Origin of the sequence: Ruminococcus flavefaciens, from assembly GCF_900143025.1 — a bacterium.
In the GTDB taxonomy this organism is placed as follows: Bacteria; Bacillota; Clostridia; order Oscillospirales; family Ruminococcaceae; genus Ruminococcus; species Ruminococcus flavefaciens_I.
This window is the reverse complement of sequence record NZ_FRCT01000020.1, coordinates 30945-54800: the sequence shown is the minus strand read 5'-3', so window position 1 is coordinate 54800 and position 23856 is coordinate 30945. Positions and strand designations below refer to the sequence as shown.

General features: G+C 44.8%; 16 protein-coding genes and 2 tRNA genes. 10 read left to right on the top strand and 8 right to left on the bottom strand.

The genetic code is table 11. The features are described 5' to 3' along the window. A partial coding sequence (locus BUB28_RS15035) for a glycoside hydrolase family 9 protein (RefSeq protein ID WP_175547872.1) occupies nucleotides 1–1886 on the bottom strand: 1886 nt, incomplete at its 3' end. A 752-nt stretch (nucleotides 1887–2638) separates the two neighbouring features. Between BUB28_RS15035 and BUB28_RS15030 the strand changes: the two genes are divergently transcribed. After that, nucleotides 2639–3733: a DegT/DnrJ/EryC1/StrS family aminotransferase gene (locus tag BUB28_RS15030; RefSeq protein ID WP_072952346.1), complete on the top strand. Its 1095-nt coding sequence runs from the start codon at nucleotides 2639–2641 to the stop codon at nucleotides 3731–3733. Between the two features lie 12 nt (nucleotides 3734–3745). Further along, nucleotides 3746–4660 (top strand): GNAT family N-acetyltransferase, encoded by a 915-nt coding sequence (locus tag BUB28_RS15025; RefSeq protein WP_072952345.1) that lies wholly within the window; start codon nucleotides 3746–3748, stop codon nucleotides 4658–4660. A gap of 147 nt (nucleotides 4661–4807) precedes the next feature. Here the strand turns inward: BUB28_RS15025 and BUB28_RS15020 are convergent. Further along, nucleotides 4808–4892: transfer RNA gene (locus BUB28_RS15020), tRNA-Leu, on the bottom strand. Between the two features lie 186 nt (nucleotides 4893–5078). On the opposite strand from BUB28_RS15020, the gene BUB28_RS15015 reads away from it, so the two are divergent. Next, a tRNA-Thr gene (locus tag BUB28_RS15015) sits at nucleotides 5079–5154 on the top strand. 602 nt (nucleotides 5155–5756) lie between these two features. Here BUB28_RS15015 and BUB28_RS15010 read toward each other — a convergent pair. From BUB28_RS15010 to BUB28_RS15000, 3 genes are all read right to left on the bottom strand, one after another. After that, a complete protein-coding gene (locus tag BUB28_RS15010) occupies nucleotides 5757–6752 on the bottom strand; it encodes an alpha/beta fold hydrolase (RefSeq protein ID WP_175547871.1) in 996 nt (331 codons plus the stop codon). A 436-nt stretch (nucleotides 6753–7188) separates the two neighbouring features. Further along, nucleotides 7189–7461: a hypothetical protein gene (locus tag BUB28_RS15005; RefSeq protein ID WP_072952343.1), complete on the bottom strand. Its 273-nt coding sequence runs from the start codon at nucleotides 7459–7461 to the stop codon at nucleotides 7189–7191. A 108-nt stretch (nucleotides 7462–7569) separates the two neighbouring features. Beyond that, the gene (locus BUB28_RS15000; RefSeq protein WP_175547870.1) at nucleotides 7570–9030 is read right to left on the bottom strand and encodes a sugar transferase; all 1461 of its coding nucleotides are present in this window, start codon (nucleotides 9028–9030) and stop codon (nucleotides 7570–7572) included. A gap of 253 nt (nucleotides 9031–9283) precedes the next feature. Here BUB28_RS15000 and BUB28_RS14995 point away from each other — a divergent pair, with 253 nt between their 5' ends. Then, nucleotides 9284–11635 carry a glycoside hydrolase family 9 protein gene (locus BUB28_RS14995; protein WP_175547869.1) on the top strand — a complete coding sequence of 784 codons (2352 nt, stop codon included), beginning with the start codon at nucleotides 9284–9286 and terminating at the stop codon, nucleotides 11633–11635. Between the two features lie 261 nt (nucleotides 11636–11896). Here the strand turns inward: BUB28_RS14995 and BUB28_RS14990 are convergent, their stop codons facing one another. The 3 genes from BUB28_RS14990 to BUB28_RS14980 all read right to left on the bottom strand — a co-directional run bounded on the left by BUB28_RS14990 (nucleotide 11897) and on the right by BUB28_RS14980 (nucleotide 15975). Then, nucleotides 11897–13003: a cation diffusion facilitator family transporter gene (locus BUB28_RS14990; protein ID WP_072952342.1), complete on the bottom strand. Its 1107-nt coding sequence runs from the start codon at nucleotides 13001–13003 to the stop codon at nucleotides 11897–11899. Nucleotides 13004–13397: 394 nt separating this feature from the next. Then, nucleotides 13398–13745 carry a TerY-C metal binding domain-containing protein gene (locus BUB28_RS14985; RefSeq protein WP_072952341.1) on the bottom strand — a complete coding sequence of 116 codons (348 nt, stop codon included), beginning with the start codon at nucleotides 13743–13745 and terminating at the stop codon, nucleotides 13398–13400. Further along, a complete protein-coding gene (locus tag BUB28_RS14980; protein ID WP_072952340.1) occupies nucleotides 13735–15975 on the bottom strand; it encodes a substrate-binding domain-containing protein in 2241 nt (746 codons plus the stop codon). The genes BUB28_RS14985 and BUB28_RS14980 overlap by 11 nt, the downstream gene beginning before the upstream one ends. Before the next feature lie 798 nt (nucleotides 15976–16773). Between BUB28_RS14980 and BUB28_RS14975 the strand changes: the two genes are divergently transcribed. From BUB28_RS14975 to BUB28_RS14950, 6 genes are all read left to right on the top strand, one after another. Beyond that, the gene (locus tag BUB28_RS14975; RefSeq protein ID WP_072952339.1) at nucleotides 16774–18699 is read left to right on the top strand and encodes an ABC-F family ATP-binding cassette domain-containing protein; all 1926 of its coding nucleotides are present in this window, start codon (nucleotides 16774–16776) and stop codon (nucleotides 18697–18699) included. 14 nt (nucleotides 18700–18713) lie between these two features. Then, the gene (locus BUB28_RS14970; protein ID WP_072952338.1) at nucleotides 18714–19661 is read left to right on the top strand and encodes a dockerin type I domain-containing protein; all 948 of its coding nucleotides are present in this window, start codon (nucleotides 18714–18716) and stop codon (nucleotides 19659–19661) included. A gap of 110 nt (nucleotides 19662–19771) precedes the next feature. Beyond that, nucleotides 19772–19909 (top strand): six-cysteine ranthipeptide SCIFF, encoded by a 138-nt coding sequence (gene scfA, locus BUB28_RS14965; RefSeq protein WP_019679123.1) that lies wholly within the window; start codon nucleotides 19772–19774, stop codon nucleotides 19907–19909. A 70-nt stretch (nucleotides 19910–19979) separates the two neighbouring features. Then, nucleotides 19980–21347: a thioether cross-link-forming SCIFF peptide maturase gene (scfB, locus tag BUB28_RS14960; RefSeq protein WP_072952337.1), complete on the top strand. Its 1368-nt coding sequence runs from the start codon at nucleotides 19980–19982 to the stop codon at nucleotides 21345–21347. Nucleotides 21348–21663: 316 nt separating this feature from the next. Next, nucleotides 21664–22455 carry a helix-turn-helix domain-containing protein gene (locus BUB28_RS14955; protein WP_072952336.1) on the top strand — a complete coding sequence of 264 codons (792 nt, stop codon included), beginning with the start codon at nucleotides 21664–21666 and terminating at the stop codon, nucleotides 22453–22455. 276 nt (nucleotides 22456–22731) lie between these two features. Then, nucleotides 22732–23790, top strand: coding sequence for a M15 family metallopeptidase (locus BUB28_RS14950; RefSeq protein WP_072952335.1), 1059 nt, complete (start codon nucleotides 22732–22734; stop codon nucleotides 23788–23790). Nucleotides 23791–23856 lie beyond the last annotated feature (66 nt).

Sequence of the window (23856 nt, the reverse complement as noted above, 5' to 3'; positions counted from 1 at the left end):
TTGTTCTGGTCGTTCCAGTTGTTATTCTGGTTCTGATTATTCCAGTCCCAGTTATTATTGTTCCAATCATTATTTACAACACCATTCCATGTGTTGTTGTTCTGATTGTTCCAATCCCATGTATTATTCTGATTCTGGTTGTTCCAGTCGTTATTCTGCTGGTTCTGGTTGTTGTTCTGGTTATTCCAGTCGTTGTTGTTCTGGTTCTGGTTGTTGTTCTGATCGTTCCAGTTGTTCTGGTTCTGATTCTGATTATTCCAGTCCCAGTTATTATTGTTCCATTCGTTATTTACAACGCCGTTCCATGTATTGTTGTTCTGATTGTTCCAGTCCCATGTGTTGTTCTGGTTCTGATCATTCCAGTTGTTCCAGTTATTGTTCTGCTGGTTCTGGTTATTATTCTGATCGTTCCAGTTGTTCTGCTGGTTCTGGTCGTTATTCTGGTTATTCCAGTCGTTGTTCTGGTTCTGATCGTTATTCTGCTGGTTCCAGTCATTGTTCTGCTGCTGGCTGTTATTGCCGCTGCCGCCGCCGTAGACCTTTGTTACACCCGGGATAGTTGACTCTGTAGAGCCTGTCTTGTAGAAGTGGTAAAGACCTGCTGCTGCGCCTACGAAGCCTGCATTATAGTCGCAAGCTACCTCGTTGCCCACATAGTCGGAACGAATATCTCTGTATGTACCGTTAGCGTCTGTAGGACCGCCGCAGAGAGCGCCTACAAGAAGATTTTTGTTCTGTACGCTGTCATTTCTCTCGCTTGCGTCTGCATCGGGAGAAGAAGCTCTGTGATGCGGGTTCTTTGAGGAATTAGACTTGAAGCCTACAACGAGACAGTATGACTGTCCGTTTGCAAAAGCCTTGTCGCCTGTAAGGTACTGCATCTGACCCTTAGCCCATGCGGAGTCTGCCTTGTTGTACTTGGAAGCGATAAGCGAGCACATCTGTGCTGTAGCGTTGTGTCTTGCGCTGCCCCACTTATCATAGAACTTATAGCCGTCGCCGCTGCCCAGGTCGTGAACGCCGCTCCAGTTGCCTGTGATCTCAGCCTTGAGGATAGCAGCTCCGGGAGCTACGTTTTCCCAGTTCATTACCCACCATGCTTCGGGGCAGTCGTTGAGGTCGTTAAGGTACTGGTTGTCCTTTGTAGCAAGGTAAAGCCATGCTGCTGCCCATGCGAGCTCGTCCTTGGAGCCGCTTTCACCGCTGCTGTAGAATTCGCATGAATAAGTTGCAGGATTTTTCTTTGAGAAATCATAAAGAGCCTTAGCGTATTTAAGATCCTCTGTGTTGCCGAAGTTTACATAGTTAGCTGCAAGAGCTGCTGCGTATTCGGCAGTTACGTTTGCTGCACCGCCTGTAGACCAGAGCATACGTCCTCTGTCGCCCTGATTTTCAGGAGCTCCCCAGTAGGAGTGGTCAACGCCGCCTTCGCCCTTTTCGATAAGCACCTTTGAAACGGTGTTGCCGTTGAGGACTGTAGCGTCGCGGAAGAACTTAGCAAACTTGTCTGTGATGACCTTGAGGTGAGCGGTCTGACCTGTTGCGTCAAAAGCGTCCTTGAACTCGTAGTAAGCCCAGCCGAGAGTAGCTGCTGTGTAGCCCTGTGGCTGACCGAACATTACGTGGTCGCCTGCGTCGTGGAAACCACCCGGTACTTCGTCGTTTGTGTGGCAGTTGCCTCTCCATGAGAGAGCGCAATCGGAATTATTGCCGCACATATTTGCGTCATAGAAATAGAGGGAATACTGAAGGAGTTTTGCGTAATTGTCGCCGTCTGCTGCATTTGCTGAGAGAGAGGGAGTTACTGCTGCGATAGGTGAAACAAATGCTGCAATAGCAGTTGCACTGCTGATTATGGCTGATTTTAACTTTTTTGATGATATCATGTTATCACACTTCTTTCATAAATTCTATGCCTATAACATGTTCGACTATGATTATACAGGGTTTGAAATGAAATTTGGTAACAAAATAGTAACAGAAAGGCTACAATACAGTAAAAACGGGCGGTTTATTTACATTTTTGTCGTAATGCACAAAAAGTTTTATCAAAATTGTGCGCAATAACTATAACTATTGTGCTGAAAAGATGAGAAAATAGCAAGGTACAAATTTCACTCCTGCCGAAACTTCGGCTGGTAACTTGTCAAACTCAATGCCTTATGTGTGATGTACTATTGTGTCGGATAGTTCGGAGCACGGCTGCTGAAAGAGGGGCGGCTTTGATATCAGGCTTGGAACAAAAGGAAAAATAACAAATGTGGACTTGTGAAAACTGTGTATGTTAAGGTTTGTTTGCGGTTTAAAAGCGGTTTTGAAAAATATATAAATCAGGTGCTTTAAAATGTGCCTGCTTATACGGTTTGTACAAGTTGTAGTGCTATTCATTGACATATTGCTATATTAATGGTATAATTAACACAAGATTTCGTTTGAAAATGTCAGTTTTTGTAGTTAAAAATACGGAATGTAATTAGAAACTGTTAATATACGCAATGAACATGATACTGCGGCAGCAGCGGTCTGAGAACAGGGATTTCGTCTGAAACTGATAAAAGCATTTTTGCATTAAAGCATATGGAAGGGTATAAAAGTTAAAAACTGATAACAGTCCATTGGATTTATAAAGGAGAAAAATATGAAGATCCCGTTTGTATCTTTCCTTCCTATGGAGAAGGAATTGAATAATGACATCAGAGATGCCTTTGAACGTGTTTTTGCTCGTTCATGGTATATTGAAGGCAAAGAAGATGAAGCGTTTGAGCAGGCTTTTGCCGAGTATTGCGACTCGAAATACTGTGTAGGCTGCGGCAATGGTCTTGATGCGCTAATGCTTGCGCTGAAAGCGCTCGGTGTTGGAGCAGGAGATGAGGTCATCGTTCCCTCGAACACATATATCGCAACAGCCCTTGCGGTCACATATGTGGGAGCAACACCTGTATTTGTCGAACCCGATATCAATACATTCCTGATCGACCCTGTACTGATCGAGGCGGCTGTTACCGATAAAACCAAAGCAATAATGCCCGTGCATCTTTATGGACAGGCTTGTGATATGGACGCTATTATGAGCATAGCAGGGAAACACGATCTATATGTGGTTGAGGACTGCGCACAGGCTCACGGTGCTACATATAAGGGCAGGAGAGTAGGCTCATTCGGTGATGCCGCAGGCTTCAGCTTCTATCCCGGAAAAAATCTTGGAGCGCTGGGCGATGCGGGAGCTGCTGTCACCAACAATAGGGAAATTGCAGATAAGATCCATGCTCTTGGCAATTACGGTTCCGATTATAAGTATCACCACATATATAAAGGAAATAACAGCCGACTTGACGAAATGCAGGCTGCGTTCCTTTTAGCTAAACTCTCTCATCTTGATAGAATGAACGAAGAGAGAAGGCGGATCGCAAAGCTGTATTCAGAAGGAATCAGCAATCCTAAGGTCATTACTCCTGTAGTAAAGGGAGAATGTGTTCCTGTTTGGCATATCTATGGCATAAGATGTGCTGAGAGAGATGCTCTTGAAAAGCATCTGAATGAAAAAGGCATCGGTACGAATAAGCATTATCCTATCCCGATGCATTTGCAGGAGTGCTATAGAGATTTGAACATTCCGCAGGGGGCACTCCCCATTGCTGAGGAGATCAGTGCTACCGAATTGAGTATCCCTATGTATTATGGTATGAAAGATGAAGAGATCAGGTATGTGATCTCTGCTATAAATGAGTTTTAAAAGGAGAATGCTATGTTATTAAGAAGACTTGAATTGAGAGATGCTCCGTTGATGCTTGAATGGATGCACGATAAGCGTGTGGTTGAAAATCTTAAAGCGGATTTCGCTTCAAAGACTCTGTCTGACTGTGAGGATTTTATCAGAGCAAGCTGGGAAGATAAGCGCAACATACATCTTGCAATTGTTTCGGATACAGATGAGTACATGGGAACAGTCAGCCTTAAATATATCGAAAATGAAACGGCTGAATTTGCTATTACAGTCAGAGCTGAAGCCATGCGCAAAGGATACGCATGGTACGGCATGGAAACCATAATAGAAAAGGCATTTGATGAATATGGTCTTGAAAGCGTTTATTGGTGTGTATCGAGAGCTAATGAGCGTGCTGTAAGATTTTATGATAAGCACAACTTCCACGAGGCTCTTGATATTCCCGCACACGTATTGGTCAGATATTCGGGCATGGATAACCTGAAATGGTATTCGGTTCTTAAAGGCGATGATTTTACGACCCGAGATGCAGTTGCAGGCTGTAAGGTGATACATATTAAGACAATTCCTACGGTGAATGCAGGAGAGCTTTCCTTCTTTGAGACTACACACGATATCCCGTTTGATATCAAGCGAATATACTATATCTCAAAAGTGCCTGAAGGAGTTAGAAGAGGTTTTCATGCTCATAAAGAGTTAAAACAACTGTTGTTCTGTCCCTATGGAAGGATACAATTGATCCTTGAAAATACAAACGGTCGTGAAGAAATAGAGCTGTTCGACCCGTCTATCGGTGTAATTATAGATCAGCCGACCTGGAGAGAGATGCTGTGGCTGCAAAAGGATTCTGTACTGTGTGTTGCGGCTTCTGATTTCTATACGGTCGAAGATTATATCAGAGATTACGATGAATTCTTGAAATTTATAAAGAAATGAGAATTATAATAATTCGAGAGACCGTGTTTGACTATATAGATCCATAAGCTTAGACAAAAAAGAGGCTCGCTACTCATAGGAGCAGGAGCCTCGGCGGCTTATGATTTTGCATAAAAAAGAAGCGCTTACCATTGGTAAACGCTTCCTTGGTGCGAGTAATGGGACTTGAACCCATACGTCCTTCGACACACGCCCCTCAAACGTGCCTGTCTGCCTATTCCAGCACACTCGCATTGCTGTCTCTCGACTGCTTTAATATTATACCAGATAAAAAAAGTTTTGTCAACCCTTTTTTTAAAAAAATCCAAAAAAATTTTTTTGCACGAAAAACAGGCAGGAATAGATTTGTTAATATAAAAAATAAAATATGTTCCTCTTGACTTTTTTTCGCAGTTGCTGTATAATATTATCTGTTGATGCTGATGTGGCACAGTCGGTAGCGCAACGCCTTGGTAAGGCGTAGGTCGTCGGTTCAAGTCCGATCATCAGCTCCAGCGGGGAGCCCCCGCAGGCAAGTTCGCGTCTCAGTATAATTGGGACGCGAATTTTTTTCCGCGCATGAAGTGGTATCAATTTTGTAACACATACACACGCTAAACGGCGTGAAACAGGCGTTTCTTCTTTTTGAGGAAACGCTTTTTTATTTTACTAAAAGCAAAAGTGTCATAAATCTGTCGTAGTGCTGGTTGTGATATTATGTTTGTAAATCAGAACACTCTATTTACACTGTAACGAACTAAAGAAACTTCTTACGATGAATACACCAAATAGCAAACAGCTTGTAAACGCCTATAAATAGCCAAATTGAAGCAAGTGACTATTTGCCAATGTTTCGCTGTTTGTAGATTGTTCACTTGTTTGGCGGCTATATTTAGCTGTTTATTTGATGCTTGTGTTAAAGTGAAACCCCAAACAGCCATCATATTGTTATTTCGATGATTCAACGTTTTTTTATACAAAACCAAAAGAGCCTGCCATTAAGACGGATACCCATATAGAAGTTTTGCCCCCAAGTGTTTAAGCACTTAGGGGCATTATATTTTATACGGTTGCTAAGATAAATCAGAATTTATCTGTTAAAGCAAATTCCGATTTTCTATTCCGTTTGTTCCTCTATTCTGTCCAGAAAATCGCTGATGATCTCTGCCACATCATCGGGACGCTGGTCATAAATGCAGTGTATTCCCGGCAGCAGCACCAGCTCGCAGTTTCCCAGTTTATCAATATACGGCTGAAATTCGGTATCGAAATAATTCTTTATATAATTCACATCAGCTGTAAACCTCGGCTGCTTCATTCCCTTAAATTCACATTCATGCTTATCCCACTCCAGCATTTCATCGATCTCTTCCTGGGTGCGAAATGCAAACGATGAGCTGATATAGACTTTCGGCACATCATTAGGCTTCATCTCATGATATGCGGTATCACAAATCTCGTTTGAATGTTCCTCTTCATAGGAAGAAGCATGATTAAATCTATTATGCAGATTCAATGCTTCGGAATACTTTCGCTGTTCATCCGTATAATTCATGCCGGGGATCTCGATCTTTAACAGCAATGACTTCGCAAGTCTGATCAGCCCCATCTGCGTTGCAGCTATAGCGGCTCTGTTCTCAATGACATTGCCTTCCGAAAGATCGGATTTTCCGTTAAGCGGCGTACCGTCAAGAAAAACCACACCCTCTATCTCTTCGGGATATTTGCTTACCCAATATGTTGCATAAGCGCTCCCTATTGAATGCGGGAGCAGTATATACGGCGCTTCGATTCCAGCATTTATGAGCGCTGTACGATAATCGTCCACGATGCTCTCTACGGTCAGTGGTTCCTTTGTATCGTCGCTAAGTCCGTAGCCGGGTCGGTCAACGACTACAATTCTGTTATCATCGGCAAAACCGCCCATGAGACGATCCATTCTAACGCTGTAATCAAACACGCCTCTGCCCGATATTCCCACAAATGTATGCGTACCTTCTTTATTGCCAAAATCATATACATTCAGCGAATAGTCTCCGACCGAAACAGGATTATAATACCCTGCTTCGGTCAGCATCTGCTTTTCTTTTGATAACAGTAGTTTATTTATCAAAAATGTAACTGCAAGAAATATAATAAAAATGCAGGCAATTATCAAAAAAACTTTTTTTACTCTTTTTGATTTTTCAGATTTCATCGCTTTATCCTCAATATTTATGCGAAAAACAATCGTTAGGATTTCTTTCAGTTCGTCGTACTTTTCTCCTGCAAATTCCGATTTATATTCGTAACAATTATAGCATAGAATTGCTGCATTGTCAATAAAAACGCCATAGTACTACTGACTGTAAATCAGAAATACTATGGCTTAAAACTTCTATATGAGTATCTTTCTTATAGCAAGCTCTTTTTTGCATAGAAGAACAAATTGATGTTGTGTTTTATATATTTATAGACCACGGTAAAACTTTCTGTTTCAATGGCGTGATATATAAAGTGTAATGGATTTATTACATATGGCATCATACACCATTACTCTTTGATATTCATTAAAAATAATATTTAATCATGTAAGGAAAAATATTTTCTAGTTTTCCGCTTAATCTATAATAAATATATATTATGCAACCTACAATTAAGGTTGTCAAACCTCCATAAACTACTCTGTTTTCATACATTCTCGCCAAATGACCTTCTTCTTTATAATAAAAAAACCTTTTTCTCTTATTTTGCGATTTTTTATAATCATTTATTATACGCTTAACCAAAAAATAGACTGAAATAATTATTAATAATACAGCTATTATTATATCATAGTCCATAGATAATCTCCTGTTTTTTAGTTTTTAAAGTATAATATTATAAATCAAGTCAATAGTCAAGAAACGAAAGCAGAATATACCGTTTCGGGCTTTTTTATGATGATTAGATTAAGAAGCACCGCTGCCCTTGAACACTACGACTATAGTTTTCAGTATTATCTTTATATCGAGGAGCAGATTCCAGTTTTCGATATATTCGCGGTCAAGGCGTACAACCTCTTCAAAGTCGGTTATGCCGCTTCTGCCGCTGACCTGCCATAGTCCCGTAAGTCCGGGCTTAATGCTCATTCTTATCCTGTGACCTAAATCATACTTTTCCCATTCGTCCATAGTAGGGGGACGAGTACCCACAAGGCTCATATTGCCCTTGAGTATGTTATAGAACTGAGGCAGCTCATCAATTGAGTATTTGCGGATAAAGTTTCCGATACCCTTTGGTCTGCCGTGCTTATCCTTTTTTTCACTGCCGATAATACGGGGGTCATCGTCCATTTTGAACATCATATCGCTGCCTATCTTGTTTTTAGCCATAAGCTCCTGTTTGCGCTTTTCCGCGTCCATGTACATACTTCTGAACTTATACATACGGAAAGGTTTTCCATTCTGACCTACTCTGTTCTGCGAGAAGAAAATAGGACCAGGAGACTTGATATAAATTATAGGAGCAAGGAATACAAAGACTATCATTGTAATGATACAGCCTACGAGACCGCCGATGATATCCGCAAGACGCTTCAGAGCCATTTCACCTGCGGAGGCAGGGGATACACTGCTTGAAAGCACTCTGTACGGACCTAAGTTCTTCATTTCCGTTATAGGCCACCTGCCGTCGGATATAGAGGTTATTGAGTAATTGACTGTTATACCCATACGGAAAAGGCTTTCCATAAGCTTTGAGGGGAGCTCCATATTTTCCGTTTGGAGCAGGAATACTTCGTCCACCCACCCGTGAGTAAGCTTTGCGATAGTATCGTCATTGAGGGAGTAAAATGGGACATCGTTTTCTTTTTCGCCGTCAGAACATTCTTTGTCAGTGACGACTACTCCCGAAATGAAGTAGTTGCGGTGCTCCTGCTCGCTTATAAGAGCAGAGAGCGTCTTTTTTGCTATGCTTCCCGACGTTATGAGGACTATCGACCTGCGGTTTTCCTTATATTTGCTGGAATTGAATACCCTGACCTTGTTGAGCTGTCTGACGAGATAATCAACTAAAGTAAAGGTCACTGAGGTAAGACCGAACTGGAGTCGTGAAGCGGTAATGGAGTGTTTTACAGCAAAGAGGTATACCAGTGAGATAAGGATTATCCCCGATATGTATTTTACAATGGAGAACAGCTCTTCAAGCTGCCCTCGCCTGAGTATGCCTCTGTAATTGTTTGAAAAAACTATAACAAGGAGCTGGCACGTTGTAAGGATAACAGCCTGATACTGGTAGTCATCGGTACGGTACGGGTTAGCAAAGTTGATATGCATCCAGTAGCTTATAGTAAAGCAGAATTGCAGGCATATCATATCAAGAATGATGAAATCGCCGTGCTTCAGCCCTTCCTTTAGACCTTTATTACCCACGAAGCACCTCCGTGATTTTTTATGTCCATGAACAGGACATTTGTTATAATAATTATAAACCATAACCGCGGATGTGTCAAGGCTGAGCATCATACTATTGTAATAGTGAGGAAAATTCGCAAGTTATGCGTTGACATTGGGAGCGATATGAGATAAAATATCTTTATAAGAGCTAAGAGCTAAGAGCTAAGAGCTAAGAACTTAGAGCTAACGGCTAAGGATTAACGGCTAAACCATAGAAAGGAATGAGCTTATGAAGATAATGAAAAGGGTATCTGCTCTTGCATCTGCGGCTGTTATGGCACTGACGGCTTCGGGAGCAGGCGGCAGAGCTGTAGCGGCGACAACTCCCGATGTTGTGGACTATGCAGAGACCGAAAACAACTGGGCAAAGCTTTTGCAGTACACGCTTTATTTCTATGACGCTAATATGTGCGGTACGGGAGTTTCCGAGAACAACCGCCTTTCATGGCGCGGAGACTGTCATGTTTACGACTCGAAAGTACCTATGCACCCCATTGACGACGACCATACGGGAACTAATATGTCTGCGTCCTTCATGGAGAAGTACAAGGATATCCTCGACCCAGACGGTGACGGATTTATCGACGTATCAGGCGGCTTCCACGATGCAGGCGACCATGTAAAATTCGGACTTCCCGAGGCTTATGCGGCTTCTGTGGTATCATGGGGCTATTATGAGTTCCGTGAAGCTTACGAAGAAACAGGACAGGCAGAGCACGCAGAGACAATATGCCGCTATTTCTGTGACTACTTCATGCGCAGTACCTTCCGTGACAAGAACGGCGATGTTATTGCCTTCTGCTATCAGGTAGGCGACGGAGCTGTCGACCATAGCTATTGGCAGTCCCCTGAGATAGACGCTATGGGCAGACCTGCTTTCTTTGCCACATCAGAGCTCCCCACAACTGACGACGTTTCGGAAAGTGCGGCTGCTCTTGCAATAAACTACTACAACTTCAAGGACACCGACCCCGAATATGCTGAGAAATGCCTTGACTATGCAAAGGCACTGTTCGACTTTGCCAACAAGAACGAGAAAAATGTGGGACAGGGCAAGGACGGTCCTGCAAGCTTCTATACTTCAAGCAAGTGGGAGGACGACTTCTGCTTTGCGGCAGGCTGGCTCTATCTCATAACCCGTGACCATGACTACCTTGAAGCCTGCGAGAAGTACATAGACTACTATGCACCTCCCGGATATGTTCTCTGCTGGAACGATATGTGGAACGGCGTAGGACTTATCTTCGGACGCATACAGGACATCTATCCCGAGGTATGTGAGGAGACCCGTGTTGCTATCGGCAGGGGACAGTATGAAGTCCTTGACTTCTGGGAAATGGAAGCAAAGGCTATAAATACGGTAATGACCAAGAAACTGACTCCTGCGGGCTACTTCCACCTTGATACATGGGGCAGCGCAAGATACAATACAGCAGTGCAGTTCACAGCTCTGGTGTACGACAAGTACAACAAGGGCAAGGACAAGTATAATACGAAAAATCCCGATTATACCTTCTCACAGTGGGCGCTCGGACAAATGGAATACATTATCGGCGATAACCCTCTCGGCAGAAGCTATGTAGTAGGCTACGGCGAGAATTCCGTAAAATTCCCGCATCACCGTGCGGCTTCGGGACTTACAATGGCTGATGACCCTGCCGAGCACAAGCACGTCCTTTACGGTGCTCTTGCAGGTGGTCCCGATGAAAACGATGAGCATAATGATGTCACTAAGGACTGGGTATATAACGAGGTAACTATCGACTATAATGCGGCTATCGTAGGTGCTGCGGCAGGACTTTACCTCTACAAGGGCGACAAGAACATGAAGCCCGAGGAGAATTTCCCTCCTGCCGAAAAGACAGACGATACGCAGCTGTTTTCGGGCGATGATTTCTGGGCAGCAGGCTATTGCTCGGACGCTCCCGAAAAGACAGGCGCAGGCGTTACAAAGCTAACATTCTTCGTAAATACGGACTCCCTTGAGCCCCATGACGATATCTCTATCCGTTACTATTTCAGCATAGAGGAATTCGAGAACAAGACTATCCCGGGAAGCTTCGTGCTGCAAAAGACCTACGACCAGGTAGAGACCGAGGTCACAGGCAAGGCTGCGGTGCTTTCACAGCCGAAGCAGTACAAGGACGATATCTACTATATCGAAATATCGTGGCCTGATTATGCTATTGCCAACTCCAACAAGAAGTATCAGCTTATTATCGGAAACTATTTCGGTGAGAAGTGGGACTCCTCCAACGACTGGAGCAAGAAGGGCATGATAGACCTTACCGAGGAGGGCGAGGACTACGATAATATCGTAAGCGGCGTGGAGTTCGCAAAACGCTGTGAGAACGTTTGCGTATATGCTGACGGAAAGCTTATAGGCGGTACAGAGCCTGACGGAACAAAGCCTGCAAAGGTGTATAAGGTAGCTCAGCTTGTAAGGCTCCGCAGAATGCTGCTCGGACTTGAAGCCTTCAGCAGTGAGGAGGCTGCCGTTCAGTTCGACTTCAACGGTGACGGAGATGTAGACGTATATGACGAGGTAGAGCTTAGAAAGCTCCTCATTTCACAGAACTAAGTAAGGGCGCACATAGTGCGCCCTTTTTAATGCATAATTATAAATTCTGAATTCGTAATTAATGGTATCGGCTTAGCCGATGGATTAAAATGTAGGGGAGACCATATATGTACGAATGACATACTGTAGGGGAGCCCGCCCTCGGGCTCCCACCAGTCTCGAAGCAACTGTGAATGACACACTGTAGGAGCGGCCATTGGGCGCCCATTAGTTTCAGCGTTAATTTCGGGCGAACGATGTTCGCTCCTACAAGCTAACGACTCAATCACTGACATCGGTATCGAGGGTTATGCTCACGTTGTGATCGGGGTACAGCTCCTGTATCTCGTTGAGGATATGCTGATATATCTCATTGATATCGGGAGCTGCAAAGTCGATGATGATATCGAAATGAATAGTCTTGTGTTCCTCGTCAAGGTAAAAGCCGTGTATCTGTAACAGGTACTCGTGGGACATTACTATCCTGCGTATCTCAGAGTACATCTGCGCAGCCCTGTCATTTTCGGTATTGGCGGCGTAAACGCTTATGCCTGCGAGAATTACCCTGTGCTCTGTCAGTACCTTTTCTGTTATGCGGTGCTCCAGTTTGTCGAGCTCCGCAACGGTGAGAGTGTCGGGGACTTCTATATGCACAGAGCCTATAAGAGAATCGGGACCGTAGTTGTGGAGCACAAGGTCGTATGCTCCCTGCACCTCGGGGAATGAACAGACTGTCTGCTTTATCTCCTTTGAAAGGTCACTGCTGATGCGCTTTCCGATGATATTTGAAAGGCTGTCGCCAAGCATACCCAGACCTGATTTTATGATAACAAGGGCAATTACCGCACCAAGCCAAGCTTCCGTGCGTATATCAAAAAGTATATAGATGAACGCCGCAAGAAGTGTAGATGCAGAGATAACAGAGTCCAGCAGAGCGTCGCTTCCCGAAGCTATAAGGGAGTCGGATTTAACCTTTATGCCCGTTTTTTTCACGTATGTGCCGAGAAGTATCTTTACAACTACCGCAGAGGCTACGATTATAAGTGCAGCCGCCGAATAATCGGGAACAGCAGGATGTACGATCTTCTTTATGGACTCTACAAGAGCTGTAACGCCTGCATACAATACGATGACCGCAATAAGAGTCGTGCTGAGATTTTCAATTCGTCCGTAGCCGTAGGGGTGGTTCTTATCGGGACGTTTTTTTGCAAGTTTAGTACCTATGATAGTTATTAACGAGGACATTACGTCGCTCAGGTTGTTTACAGCATCAAGGACTATAGCGATCGAAGAGCTCAGCACTCCTACTATAGCTTTGAATGATGCAAGGAACACATTGGCAAATATACCGATGATACTTGTTCTGACAATAACTTTATCTCTTTCCAATAATTATTCCCCCAGTTTAGTGAATAGTGTAAGGACGCGCATTGCGCGTCCGCCAGCCGTTAGCCCTTAGCCTGTAGGGGCGGATATTATCCGCCCTTTTTAATTCGTAATTAGGAATGCGGAATTCGGAATTATTGTGTCCGATTCGCGGACAAATCTGAATGTGTAGGGGACGCCGCCCTCGGCATCCCGTCAGTTCTGCCGAACACGCAGATAACGCATTATCCATGTAGGGGCTGCCTTTGGCAGCCCGCAAGCCCATAGCTGTTAGCCCATAGTCCGTAGGGAGCAACGCCCTCGGTGTTCCATAAGCAAGTGACGGGCGCACACTGTGCGCCCTGCTGAGCGGCAAAGCCGCTTCATAACGGCTAAAGGCTAACGGCTGAACAGCGGCTCAATATCCGCCGCCCTTTACGTTTATCTGATCCTCGGTAGCAACTACATTTCCCGAGCGTCCGCACCAGCCGCAGGTTATGCGCTCTTCGTTGTTCCAGCAGCTGAGCTTGCCGCATCTGTCGCACTGTACAAACTTTATGCTCTTGCAGTATGGACAGCCGTTGAATTCGTCGGCGGGGGAGAGATTGCCCTTTATTTTTACCTTGTCAAAGCCCTCGTGAGCAGCTCTTTTTTCGTCGATAGGGAAAGCCCATGTTCTGAACCAGTCGCCTTCCCATTCCTCAACTCTTACGCCGTAGATACGGCGAGCTTCGGGGCATTTCATTAGTATGACTTCAGCTTTCATTTTCCTCAGCCTTTCTTTTTTGTTCTTCGCGGTATTCCGAAGGCGAGTGACCCTCGCACATTCTGAACTGCCGTACAAAGTAATTATACGATGAATAGCCGCACTCGCGGGATATTTCCGTAACGGTCATATCCGTCTGAGACAGCAGAGTTTTTGCACTGTCTATGCGGAATTGTATCATTTCCTCGATTATGCTCTTTCCGAAATAGGATTTGTAGATCTTTTGCAGATAGCTTTTGCTGAGATACAGGCTTTCGGCTATCTCGCTGATATTCCAGGGCAGCTCGGGATTTTTCATTATCCTGTTGCGCAGGAGACAAAGCTTTTCAAACTGCGGATTTGAAGTGGGCTCGGATATGGTGTAGGAGAATACCCTGTTCATGGTAGCCTTGTACATTGCGTCCGAAAGGTCAGAGCCGTCGGCGAGCTCAAATCCGCACACGCCTACGGAGAAGTCGATATTGCAGTTTTCCTCGCCTGTGCTGAACTGAGTTTCCTTTATTTTGCCGCAGAGCTCGTGATATATAGCCTCAGCGCGTCCGCTGTCGGGACTTATCACACAAAGAGTCTGAGAAGCCCATGCGCCGCATAGCTCCTTGCTGTGTATACAGGAGCGGAGCTTTTTTGCGAAAGCCGCCATTATGCTGTTGGATTTCTCCTCGCCGCTCTGGTAATAGGCTTTTTTCAGTCCGTGGAGCTCGAAAATTATACATTCCACTAAGCTGCTCTCTGTTCCCGAGGGGAACTTCTTGCCGAATTCCTGTTCTATTCCGCTTCTGTTGAGCAGTCCTGTAAGGTGGTCATAAAGCAGAGCCTTGCTGGTATTGAGGATAGTGCGGTTCATAATAGCCTTGATACGCACCTGTTCAAGGGCTACATTGACATAGTTTATCCACTTCATATACAGCGAGCTGAAGGAACGAGCCTCTTTTCCGTAGGAAACTGCGCAGTACCCGAAGAAGTTGTTATTATAATGCAGGGGCGAGATGAAAAACGCCGACGGATAGCTTCTGTCTTCGTTATAGTCGGGGAGTATCTCCGACGAGCTGAATATGAGATTGGTCTCAGCCTCGCGCCATATTGCGGATTTCGCAAGGACTACCTTCATATTGTCGCCGATAGTGAAGCCAAGCTCCTCTGCATTTTTATCAACGGTAGCGTCAACGTAGCTCTGCGTAAGGCAGATGCGCATCCTTCTCATTTTATGCAGGAAGTAGGTGTAATTATCCAGCCTGTCGGCAAAAGTTGAGATATTATCCGCATTTGTGATATCGAAAAGCATATCGCCGTAGAGCAGTTCGGACTCGAAACGGGCGTTTATGCTGATATTTCGCAGTATGCTGTGCCTGAGACTCGGGTTTTCGGTACAGCCGCAGCTTTCTCCGATACGGAGTTCGCCGTTTTCATTTGGGACTTTGCCGCATATCTTTCCTGTGATTATACGGTAAAGTCTGCGCACAGCCTCAGCTCCAAGCTGGAAGTTTGGGCGGCTGTAGCTTGTAATGGAAGGACTTGCCTGATATCCCTCTATAGACGCATCATAGCCTGTTATGGCGATATCCTCGGGGACTCTTATACCTGCGTCGATGAACAGCTTTGAAAGAGTGATAGCCATAACGTCGTTGCCGCAGACTATTGCTTCGGGGCGTTCAAGCTCGCCGCTGAATATGCGTTTTGCGTATCTTTTGGGAGCTTCTGTCCAGAAGTCGCCGTATTCGCACCAGCTTTTTTCAATGTGTATGCCGTGGCGTTTCATTGAAGTCTTATAGCCTGCAAGCCTTTCCTCGCCGCTGAAGGTGTTTTTCGGACCTGTAAGGCAGTATATCTTCCTGTAGCCGTGTACATTTATAAGGTGGTCTGTTATAGTTTCAAAAGCGTCGCGGTCATCGACCGAGGTAGTCTCGAAGCTTTTGTGATCGTTGTAATCAAGAAGCATTACAGGCTTTTCTGTACGCTTGCAGAGATCATCTATATATCGGCAGATATCCTCGCTTTGCAGAGAATTTCTGTCGTAGATGATACCGTCTATTTTTTTCGACATAAGCAGGTCGAAGATAGTTTTTTCAGCGTCCTTGTGTACGGAGGAAAGTGAAAAATTATGGAGCGGAGAGATAACAGCCACATCACAGTTGCTTTTGAATGACTGAGTTATGATACCGCGCAGTATCTCGCTTTGGAACGCTATATGACAATCGGCTATGACAACGCCGATAAGTATTCGTCTGCTCATTATATCCCTCCGATCGTTTTAGCTCTTAGCCATTAGCTCAAGCGGCGGAACGCCGCCCCTACAGCGCAGAGCCTGCGCACCCTTGTTGCGTTGACGCTTGTTACACTCGCTCGCTTTTTTCAAAATCGTTAATTGTACTTCACTTACAGCACATCTAATTCCGAATTCTGAATTCTGAATTAAAAAACGGCTGGCCGGCGCACACTGTGCGCCCCTACTACTTTCTGCTCACTGCTATATGTACTATTGTATCATATAAAAGTGACAAATGCAAGATGATTTTATATATTAATTGTTACAATTTCAAAAAATCTCCTTAAAAAGATAGTATTTTTCATTGCAATTGGAAGGAAAATGTGTATAATATAAATGTAGGCATAATACAGCGTTACGGATGATAAGGGGTTATCTTCCGAATTATGCCTTTCAGGGGATCAGCGCAGTTCTGACATCGGGCAGTAGGCAGCCTTTTGTACAGCTCGCGCGGATTTAGCTCACGGAGCTATTTGTGCAGGACAATTTTTCAGAGTACCCTCTCTGATCAATAATTCTAAATATTCCCTCAGAAGAAAGTCTCCTTGCGGAGACTTTTTTCACTGTAATGGCAAAAAGTGCGGAAAATAGGCTTTTTTTAATGTAGAATGTATAAAATAGCACAAAAATCGCCCTGCAATTATATTTACCGTGCCAATTGACTTTTTGACTGTAAATGTGGTATGATGTAGGTATTAGTTGCAGTCTGCACAAAATCAGCTGATTTCATTTGTGCACACTGGCAGAAAACAAAGGAAATTCGATATGCTTGCAAGCCTAACAAATATAAATAAATTCTATAACGGCAATCAGGTGCTGTGCAATGTTTCCCTGACTATCGACGAAAACGCCAAGATAGGTCTTGTTGGAAACAACGGCTGCGGAAAGTCTACGCTGCTGAAGATACTCACAGGTTCCGTTGAGCCTGACCGCTTTACCGAAAAGGACGGTATCGTGTCTATGGCTGCAAAGACAACTGTGGGATACCTTGAACAGATGGGCGGTCTCAATACCGAGAATACCGTCATTGAGGAGATGCGAAGCGTCTTTGAGCCTGTTCATCGTGCTATCGACAGACTCCGCGAAATAGAGCTTGAAATAGAAATGGGCGATAATTCCGCCGCAGATGAGTACCAGCAGCTCTCCTCATGGATAGAGGCGAACGACGGCTACAATACCGATGTGAAGATACGCATGGTGCTCAATGGTATGGGATTTTCGGGCGATGAGCTGGAGCGTACAGTTTCAGGCTTCAGCGGCGGCGAAAAGACCCGTCTGTGCATCGCAAGGCTTCTCCTTGAAGAGCCTAACCTGCTCATTCTCGACGAGCCTACAAACCACCTTGACTTCAAGACTATCATGTGGCTTGAGGATTATCTCCGCTCCTACAAGGGTGCAGTGCTCATAGTTTCGCATGACAGATACTTCCTCGACAGGCTGTGTACCTCGATATGCGAGATAGAAAGAGGTACTCTTACCCGATACAGGGGCAATTATACCGCTTTTGTGCGCCAGCGCGAGGAAAGCGATGCAAGGCGCGAAAAGGAATACGAGATGCAGCAGAAGCAGATAGCTCAGCTTGAGGACTATGTTGCAAAGAACCTCGTCCGCGCTTCTACTACAAAAATGGCGCAGAGCCGCAGAAAACAGCTTGAAAAAATGGAACGCATAGAGCGTCCCGTGCATGATACAAAGCACGCGAAAATACGCTTTACCTACGCTGTTGAGCCCCCTATTGACGTATTAAAGGTCAAGGGCATCGACATTTCGGTAGGTGAGGGCAGCAGAAGAAAAACTCTCGTTGATACCATAGATTTTGAAGTCCGCAGGGGCGAAAAGGTGGGTATCATCGGTGATAACGGTATCGGAAAATCAACTCTTCTGCGTATCATTCAGGAACAGCTCCCGCATAAGGGCGTTGTCCGCTGGAACAGCAATATAAAGATATCCTATTTCGAGCAGGAAAGTACCAATTTAAATAAAGAGCTCACGGTAATGGAGGAGCTCCACAGCCGCTATCCGCTGCTGTCAGACCTTGAAGTGCGCAGTCTCCTTGCACAGGTAAGACTTGTGGGAGAAAATGTATTCAAGGAAACAGGAGTAATAAGCGGCGGCGAACGTGCAAAGCTCTGCTTCGCTATTATGATGCAGGAGCACGGCAACGTTCTTATTCTTGACGAGCCTACCAACCACCTTGATCTCAGTTCAAAGGAGGCTATCGAGGAGGCGTTGGCTGAATATACGGGAACGGTCATATTTGTCAGCCATGACCGATATCTCCTGAGCAAGATCGCTGACAGACTTATCGAGCTTACCGACGGAAAATACAGGCTTCATAACTATGGCTTTGAAAAGTATCTCGACGTTCTCAGAGATGAGCAGGCTGCCGAGAGAAAGGCTGTAGAAGCTGAAAAACAGCAGAAGGCTGCGGAAGCGGCTAAGGAGAAGTCTGCAAAGAATTATCGCAGCAAGCAGCAGAGAAGTGCCGACGCTGCGAGAAAAAACGAAATGAAACGCCTTGAAAAGGAAATCGACGACCTACAGGCACAGATAGACGCTCTCACCGAGGAGATCGGCAAGGAGGAGGTCTATACCGATTACGAGCTTATGAATCGTAAATGTGCCGAGATCGAAGAGCTCAAGCAGAGGATCGACGAGGATTTCGAGCTTCTGATCGAGCTTGACCAGTAAAAAGGAGTATTATTATGAAAATGAAAACGCTTATGAGCATAGCCGCTACGGCTGCGCTTGCCGCTTCATCTGTGGGGATCACCGCATTTGGTGAAGCAGGTCTGTACCTTATCGGAGATATAAACTGCGATGGTATAGTAGACTCAGCAGACGCTTGTTCTGCACTTGCTGCATATGCGTGTACTTCATCGGGCAAGGAAAGCCCATTATTCACCTATCAGGAATCAGCTGCCGATCTTAACGGCGACAGTCAGGTAGACGCAGTTGATGCTTCGCTTATACTTTCCTACTATGCGTGGGCATCTGTAAGCGATGAGACTGCCATAATGACCGACTTCCTCGAAAAGAACGGCTTCAAGCAGAAAAACGAGGAGGAAAAGCCTGCCGAGCAGCCTGCTGACGCAGGAGAAGGAGCTCCTGCCGAAAATGCACCTGCACCTGCTGCTCCTGCACCTGCTGCCGAATATGTCCCTCAGAGGATAGACAGCGAGTATGAGGAATGGTTCTGGGTCGGCGACTCACGTACAGTCGGCATGGCAAGAAGCATTGCTATCGACTATCTGGGCAAGATAGGTGCTACCATAAACTTCTTTAAGAACAATGCGGAAAGTATTTATCAGATACGCGATAAGACGGTAATAATCAACCTTGGTGTAAATGACATCGACAGTAATGCGTACCTGAGACTTTACAATAGTATGCCTGATGAATTCCTTGATAATAATACTGTTATTGTAATGTCAATAAATCCTTGTGACGGTAATTATTCAAACCTTAACAGCAGGATAGATGCTTTCAATAATGCAATGAGGGACGGTCTCGACAGCAGGATACAGTTCCTTGACAGCTGCTCTTACCTTAAATGGTACGGCTTCAGAACTATTGACGGATTGCATTATACCGACGCTACCTACGCTGATATATACAACTTTGTATTCGATAGCCTTATAGGTGAGGAATAAAATAAAAATATGAATTTTATGAAATAACTATTGCAATGGCAATTGATTTATGATATAATATTATAAAGTATTTTGCGGCTCATACCGCATGATCCTATGGAGGTTTAAAAATGAAACACATTAAGACTATCAATAAGGCTAATCTCAAGGAGTCAGCTCAGAAGGGCGGCTGCGGTAAATGTCAGGCTTCATGCCAGTCTGCTTGCAAGACTTCATGCACAGTTGCTAACCAGAAGTGCGAGAGATAAGCTGAACGCTACGATCGGTCGAGGCAGTATGCAAATGCTGCCTCATATTTTTTGAATAGAGGGTAAATAAATGATACATAAGTATAAGCTTAACGGCTTGAATATAGTTCTCGATGTAAACAGCGGCGGCGTTCACCTTGTGGACGAGCTTACATATGATCTCCTTGATAATGTAGAGCCGCCATTTGACGCAGAATGTCCTCAGAAGGTCGTGGACAAGCTTGCAAAGTCCTATGACGAGCAGGATATCCGCGACTGCTATGACGAGATAGTGGAGCTTTATAACGACAAGATACTCTTTTCCGAGGACGATTATGAGAAGTATGCGCAGTATTCCGTTGCTTCTCCTGTAAAGGCTATGTGCCTTAATATCGCTCACGACTGCCAGCTCAGATGTAAGTACTGCTTTGCGTCTACAGGCGATTTCGGCAAGGGCAGAAAGCTTATGTCATTTGAGACAGGTAAGCACGCTATAGACTTCCTTCTCGAAAATTCGGGCGATCGTCCTAACCTTGAGCTGGATTTCTTCGGCGGCGAGCCCCTTATGAACTTCGGCGTTGTAAAGAAGGTAGTAGAGTACGCAAGAAGCCGTGAAAAGGAATATAACAAGAAGTTCCGCTTCACTATCACTACAAACGGTCTCCTTCTTGACGATGAAAAGATAGAGTTCATCAACCGCGAGATGTCTAACGTTGTTCTTTCCATTGACGGACGTAAGGAAGTAAACGATTATTTCCGCGTACTGCCTAACGGTCAGGGCTGCTATGATATGATACTCCCCAAGTACCAGAAGCTTGTTGCAGGCAGAGGCGATAAGGAGTACTATGTAAGAGGTACTTTTACAAACAAGAACCTTGACTTCTCAAATGATGTATTTGCACTCTATGAAGCAGGCTTCGACCAGATATCCGTTGAGCCTGTTGTGGGCGACGATGATATATACGCACTTACAGAAAAGGACCTTCCTGCTGTATTTGCTGAGTATGAAAAGCTTGCGCAGAAGCTCCTTGAAAATGAGAAGAACGGAAAGAAGTTCAATTTCTTCCACTTCATGCTTGATCTGGATCAGGGTCCATGTGCTATCAAGCGCCTGAGAGGCTGCGGCTGCGGCAATGACTACGTTGCTATAACTCCTGACGGTGATATCTTCCCATGTCATCAGTTCGTAGGTATCGACGAGTACAAAATGGGCAATATCGACGAGGGTACCTTTAATCAGGAGATGAAAGCTGATTTCGCAAAGGCTCATGTTTACTCAAAGCCCGACTGCCGCGAGTGCTGGGCTAAGTTCTATTGCAGCGGCGGCTGTAATGCTAATAATTATCAGTATATGGGCGATATCAGAACCGCTCATAAGATCTCATGTCAGCTGGAAAAGAAGCGCCTTGAGTGCGCTATTATGATGAAGGCTGTTAAGATGGCTGATACGGCTGAGTGATAGTTGTTTTATAGTAGGGGCGGATATTATCCGCCCTTAGTTTTTAGCCGTTAGCTTGTAGGGGACGGCGTCCTCGACGTCCCATAAATGCATAATTCATAATGCATAATTGAGGTGTCAGCTGCGCGGACGAATTTGAATGTGCAGAGCTGTAAGCCCTTACAATATGTCATTTATGGGAGTTTGAGACTGGCGGACTGCCAAAGGCAGTCTCTACATTCTTAGTTCTTAGCTCTTAGCTCTTACTTCTAAAAATATTGATTTATATTGCAGAATATGCTATAATAATTATATAATAATATAAGGGGGCGGAGCTATGAAAATTAACCGTATACAGCTGAATTGCAGGCGTGAATCTGCTTTCGGCGGTGAACTTGGGGCAGACCCTGTTCTGCTCTTTTTCAGGTCGCCTGTTATGTATATGGACGGTGGAAAGGCTCTGCATACCTCGGGCTGCTGTGCAGCTCTGCTCACAAGCGGCTATAAATCCACGTTCCGCCCTATAAAAGGCAAGCCTATGCGCTATGACATAGTAAGCTTCAGGACCTCGGCTGCTGACAGGCAGTACATCGCTTCTATGAACCTGCCGCAGGATACTCCCATAGAGCTGGAGGACAATTTTGCTATAGTGGGAACTCTGAGAGCCATGAAGTCCCAGTCAATGCACAGAGGAAAGCATTTCAGCGAATTCATGGAGCTTTCAATGCGTTTGATCTTTATTGCGCTAAGCGATGTCGCCGATGCTCCCGAGCCCTCGCCCGAGGAAAGTATACCGCGGTACAGCGAGCTTAAAAAGTACCGCGACCTTATATATGATGACCCTATGAATATGTGGTCGGTGGAGGAGATATGCGAGGATATGCAGATAAGCCGCTCATATTTCCATCGGATCTACCTTATGGCTTTCGGAGTTACCTTCCGTCAGGACGTTATCGAGAGCAGGCTCGTAAGAGCAGCCGAGCTGCTGAAAAATACGGCTATGTCCGTTACGGCTATATCCGAGACCTGCGGCTATGACAGTGAGTCGTACTTCATGCGGCAGTTCAAAAAACATAAGGGCTGTACTCCGACTGAGTACAGAAGAAGAAAGGAAAATTCAGAAGAATAGGGCGTGTTTGTGTATTTTGTATACCCGGCATTGAATTATGTGGGAATTTATATAGCCGTTTAGTGCAAAAAATCAAAAAAACACTTTACAAGTACAAAGATTTGTGATATAATACTGAGTATGAGCAATTTTTGCGTGAAAATCATTTGGGGAGCATTTTTTGGAGAATACCGCATCTGTATGCGGTCAATGGACAGGCAGTGCGCAGCTCACCCTCACAGGGCTTAGCGGCTGTCGGGATTTAACCGAATATTCTTTAAGGAGCGATTTCGTTTTATGACTAACGGAGATAAGCGAAGAAACCGCAAAAGAGAGAAAGTATCAAAACGCTATAAGGTGAGATACGACAGACTCGTTGCGGTGATCCTTGTTCTTGTTGTTCTTGTGGTGGTGCTTGCATCATGCTGTAAGAGCTGTTCGGATAAGGAAAAGAAACCCAACTCCGCAGCAACAACTCAGAAAACAACAAATGCTGACAATACGCAGCAGTCTTCTATTATTGACAGTCTTATTACAAGTAATGAGACAAGTTCTCTCATAGCAGGTACTCCTGACGGACAGAAGCCGTCAGAGTCACAGTACACAACAGAGGTACATAATGCAGCTGATATCAACAGAGGTAATCTTATCCTTGTAAATTCAGACCACGAGTATAAGTTCCCTGAGGACGATATCGAGCTGGTGTCGATCTATGACAGCATTGACGGTGTAGCCTTCCACGTAAGTGATATGGTCACAAAGCTCGATTCAGAGGCTCTTGACCAGGTCAAGGCTATGATGCAGGCTTTCTACGAGGCTGAGAATAATTCCGATATCTATGTTATCGGCGGCTATCGTACAAGCGAGGAGCAGAACGACAAGTATTACAACGGCAATTCACAGTTCCAGGGCGGCTTTTCCGATTACCATACGGGCAGAAGCTTTGATATGGCTATAGTTCCAAAGGACTCTACATCGGGCTACTATTCGCCTACAGGCGTTTACAGCTGGATATATGAGAATGCCGCTGATTACGGCTTTGTAGTGCGTTTCCCTGAGGGCAAGGAAGGCTCAACAGGCGAGCGTGCAAGAGACTATACATACAGATATGTAGGTGCTCCTCATGCCGTATATATGAAGCAGAATAATTATTCCCTTGAGGAGTATATAGGTGAGCTTAAATCACATAATAACCAGGAGCCTATTGAGGTAACTGTGGGAAATAAGCTTTATCAGATATACTATGCTCCTGCTAATCCAACAGGAAATACTGATGTTCCTGTACCCGCAAACAAGACATATACTGTTTCGGGCAATAATGTTGACGGATTTATCGTAACAGTAAGCATGAATTAAAGCTAAAATGTCCCCCGACTCTGGGGGACTATTTTGGTTGTTGGACAATTATAATTCGGAATTAGG

Coding starts and splice junctions, on each gene's coding strand:
- BUB28_RS15030 (WP_072952346.1), top strand. CDS start 2,639: ATGAAGATCCCGTTTGTATCTTTCCTTCCTATGGAGAAGGAATTGAAT.
- BUB28_RS14980 (WP_072952340.1), bottom strand. CDS start 15,975: ATGAGCAGACGAATACTTATCGGCGTTGTCATAGCCGATTGTCATATA.
- BUB28_RS15005 (WP_072952343.1), bottom strand. CDS start 7,461: ATGGACTATGATATAATAATAGCTGTATTATTAATAATTATTTCAGTC.
- scfB (WP_072952337.1), top strand. CDS start 19,980: ATGATACATAAGTATAAGCTTAACGGCTTGAATATAGTTCTCGATGTA.
- BUB28_RS14950 (WP_072952335.1), top strand. CDS start 22,732: ATGACTAACGGAGATAAGCGAAGAAACCGCAAAAGAGAGAAAGTATCA.
- scfA (WP_019679123.1), top strand. CDS start 19,772: ATGAAACACATTAAGACTATCAATAAGGCTAATCTCAAGGAGTCAGCT.
- BUB28_RS15025 (WP_072952345.1), top strand. CDS start 3,746: ATGTTATTAAGAAGACTTGAATTGAGAGATGCTCCGTTGATGCTTGAA.
- BUB28_RS14975 (WP_072952339.1), top strand. CDS start 16,774: ATGCTTGCAAGCCTAACAAATATAAATAAATTCTATAACGGCAATCAG.
- BUB28_RS14985 (WP_072952341.1), bottom strand. CDS start 13,745: ATGAAAGCTGAAGTCATACTAATGAAATGCCCCGAAGCTCGCCGTATC.
- BUB28_RS14995 (WP_175547869.1), top strand. CDS start 9,284: ATGAAGATAATGAAAAGGGTATCTGCTCTTGCATCTGCGGCTGTTATG.
- BUB28_RS14970 (WP_072952338.1), top strand. CDS start 18,714: ATGAAAATGAAAACGCTTATGAGCATAGCCGCTACGGCTGCGCTTGCC.
- BUB28_RS14955 (WP_072952336.1), top strand. CDS start 21,664: ATGAAAATTAACCGTATACAGCTGAATTGCAGGCGTGAATCTGCTTTC.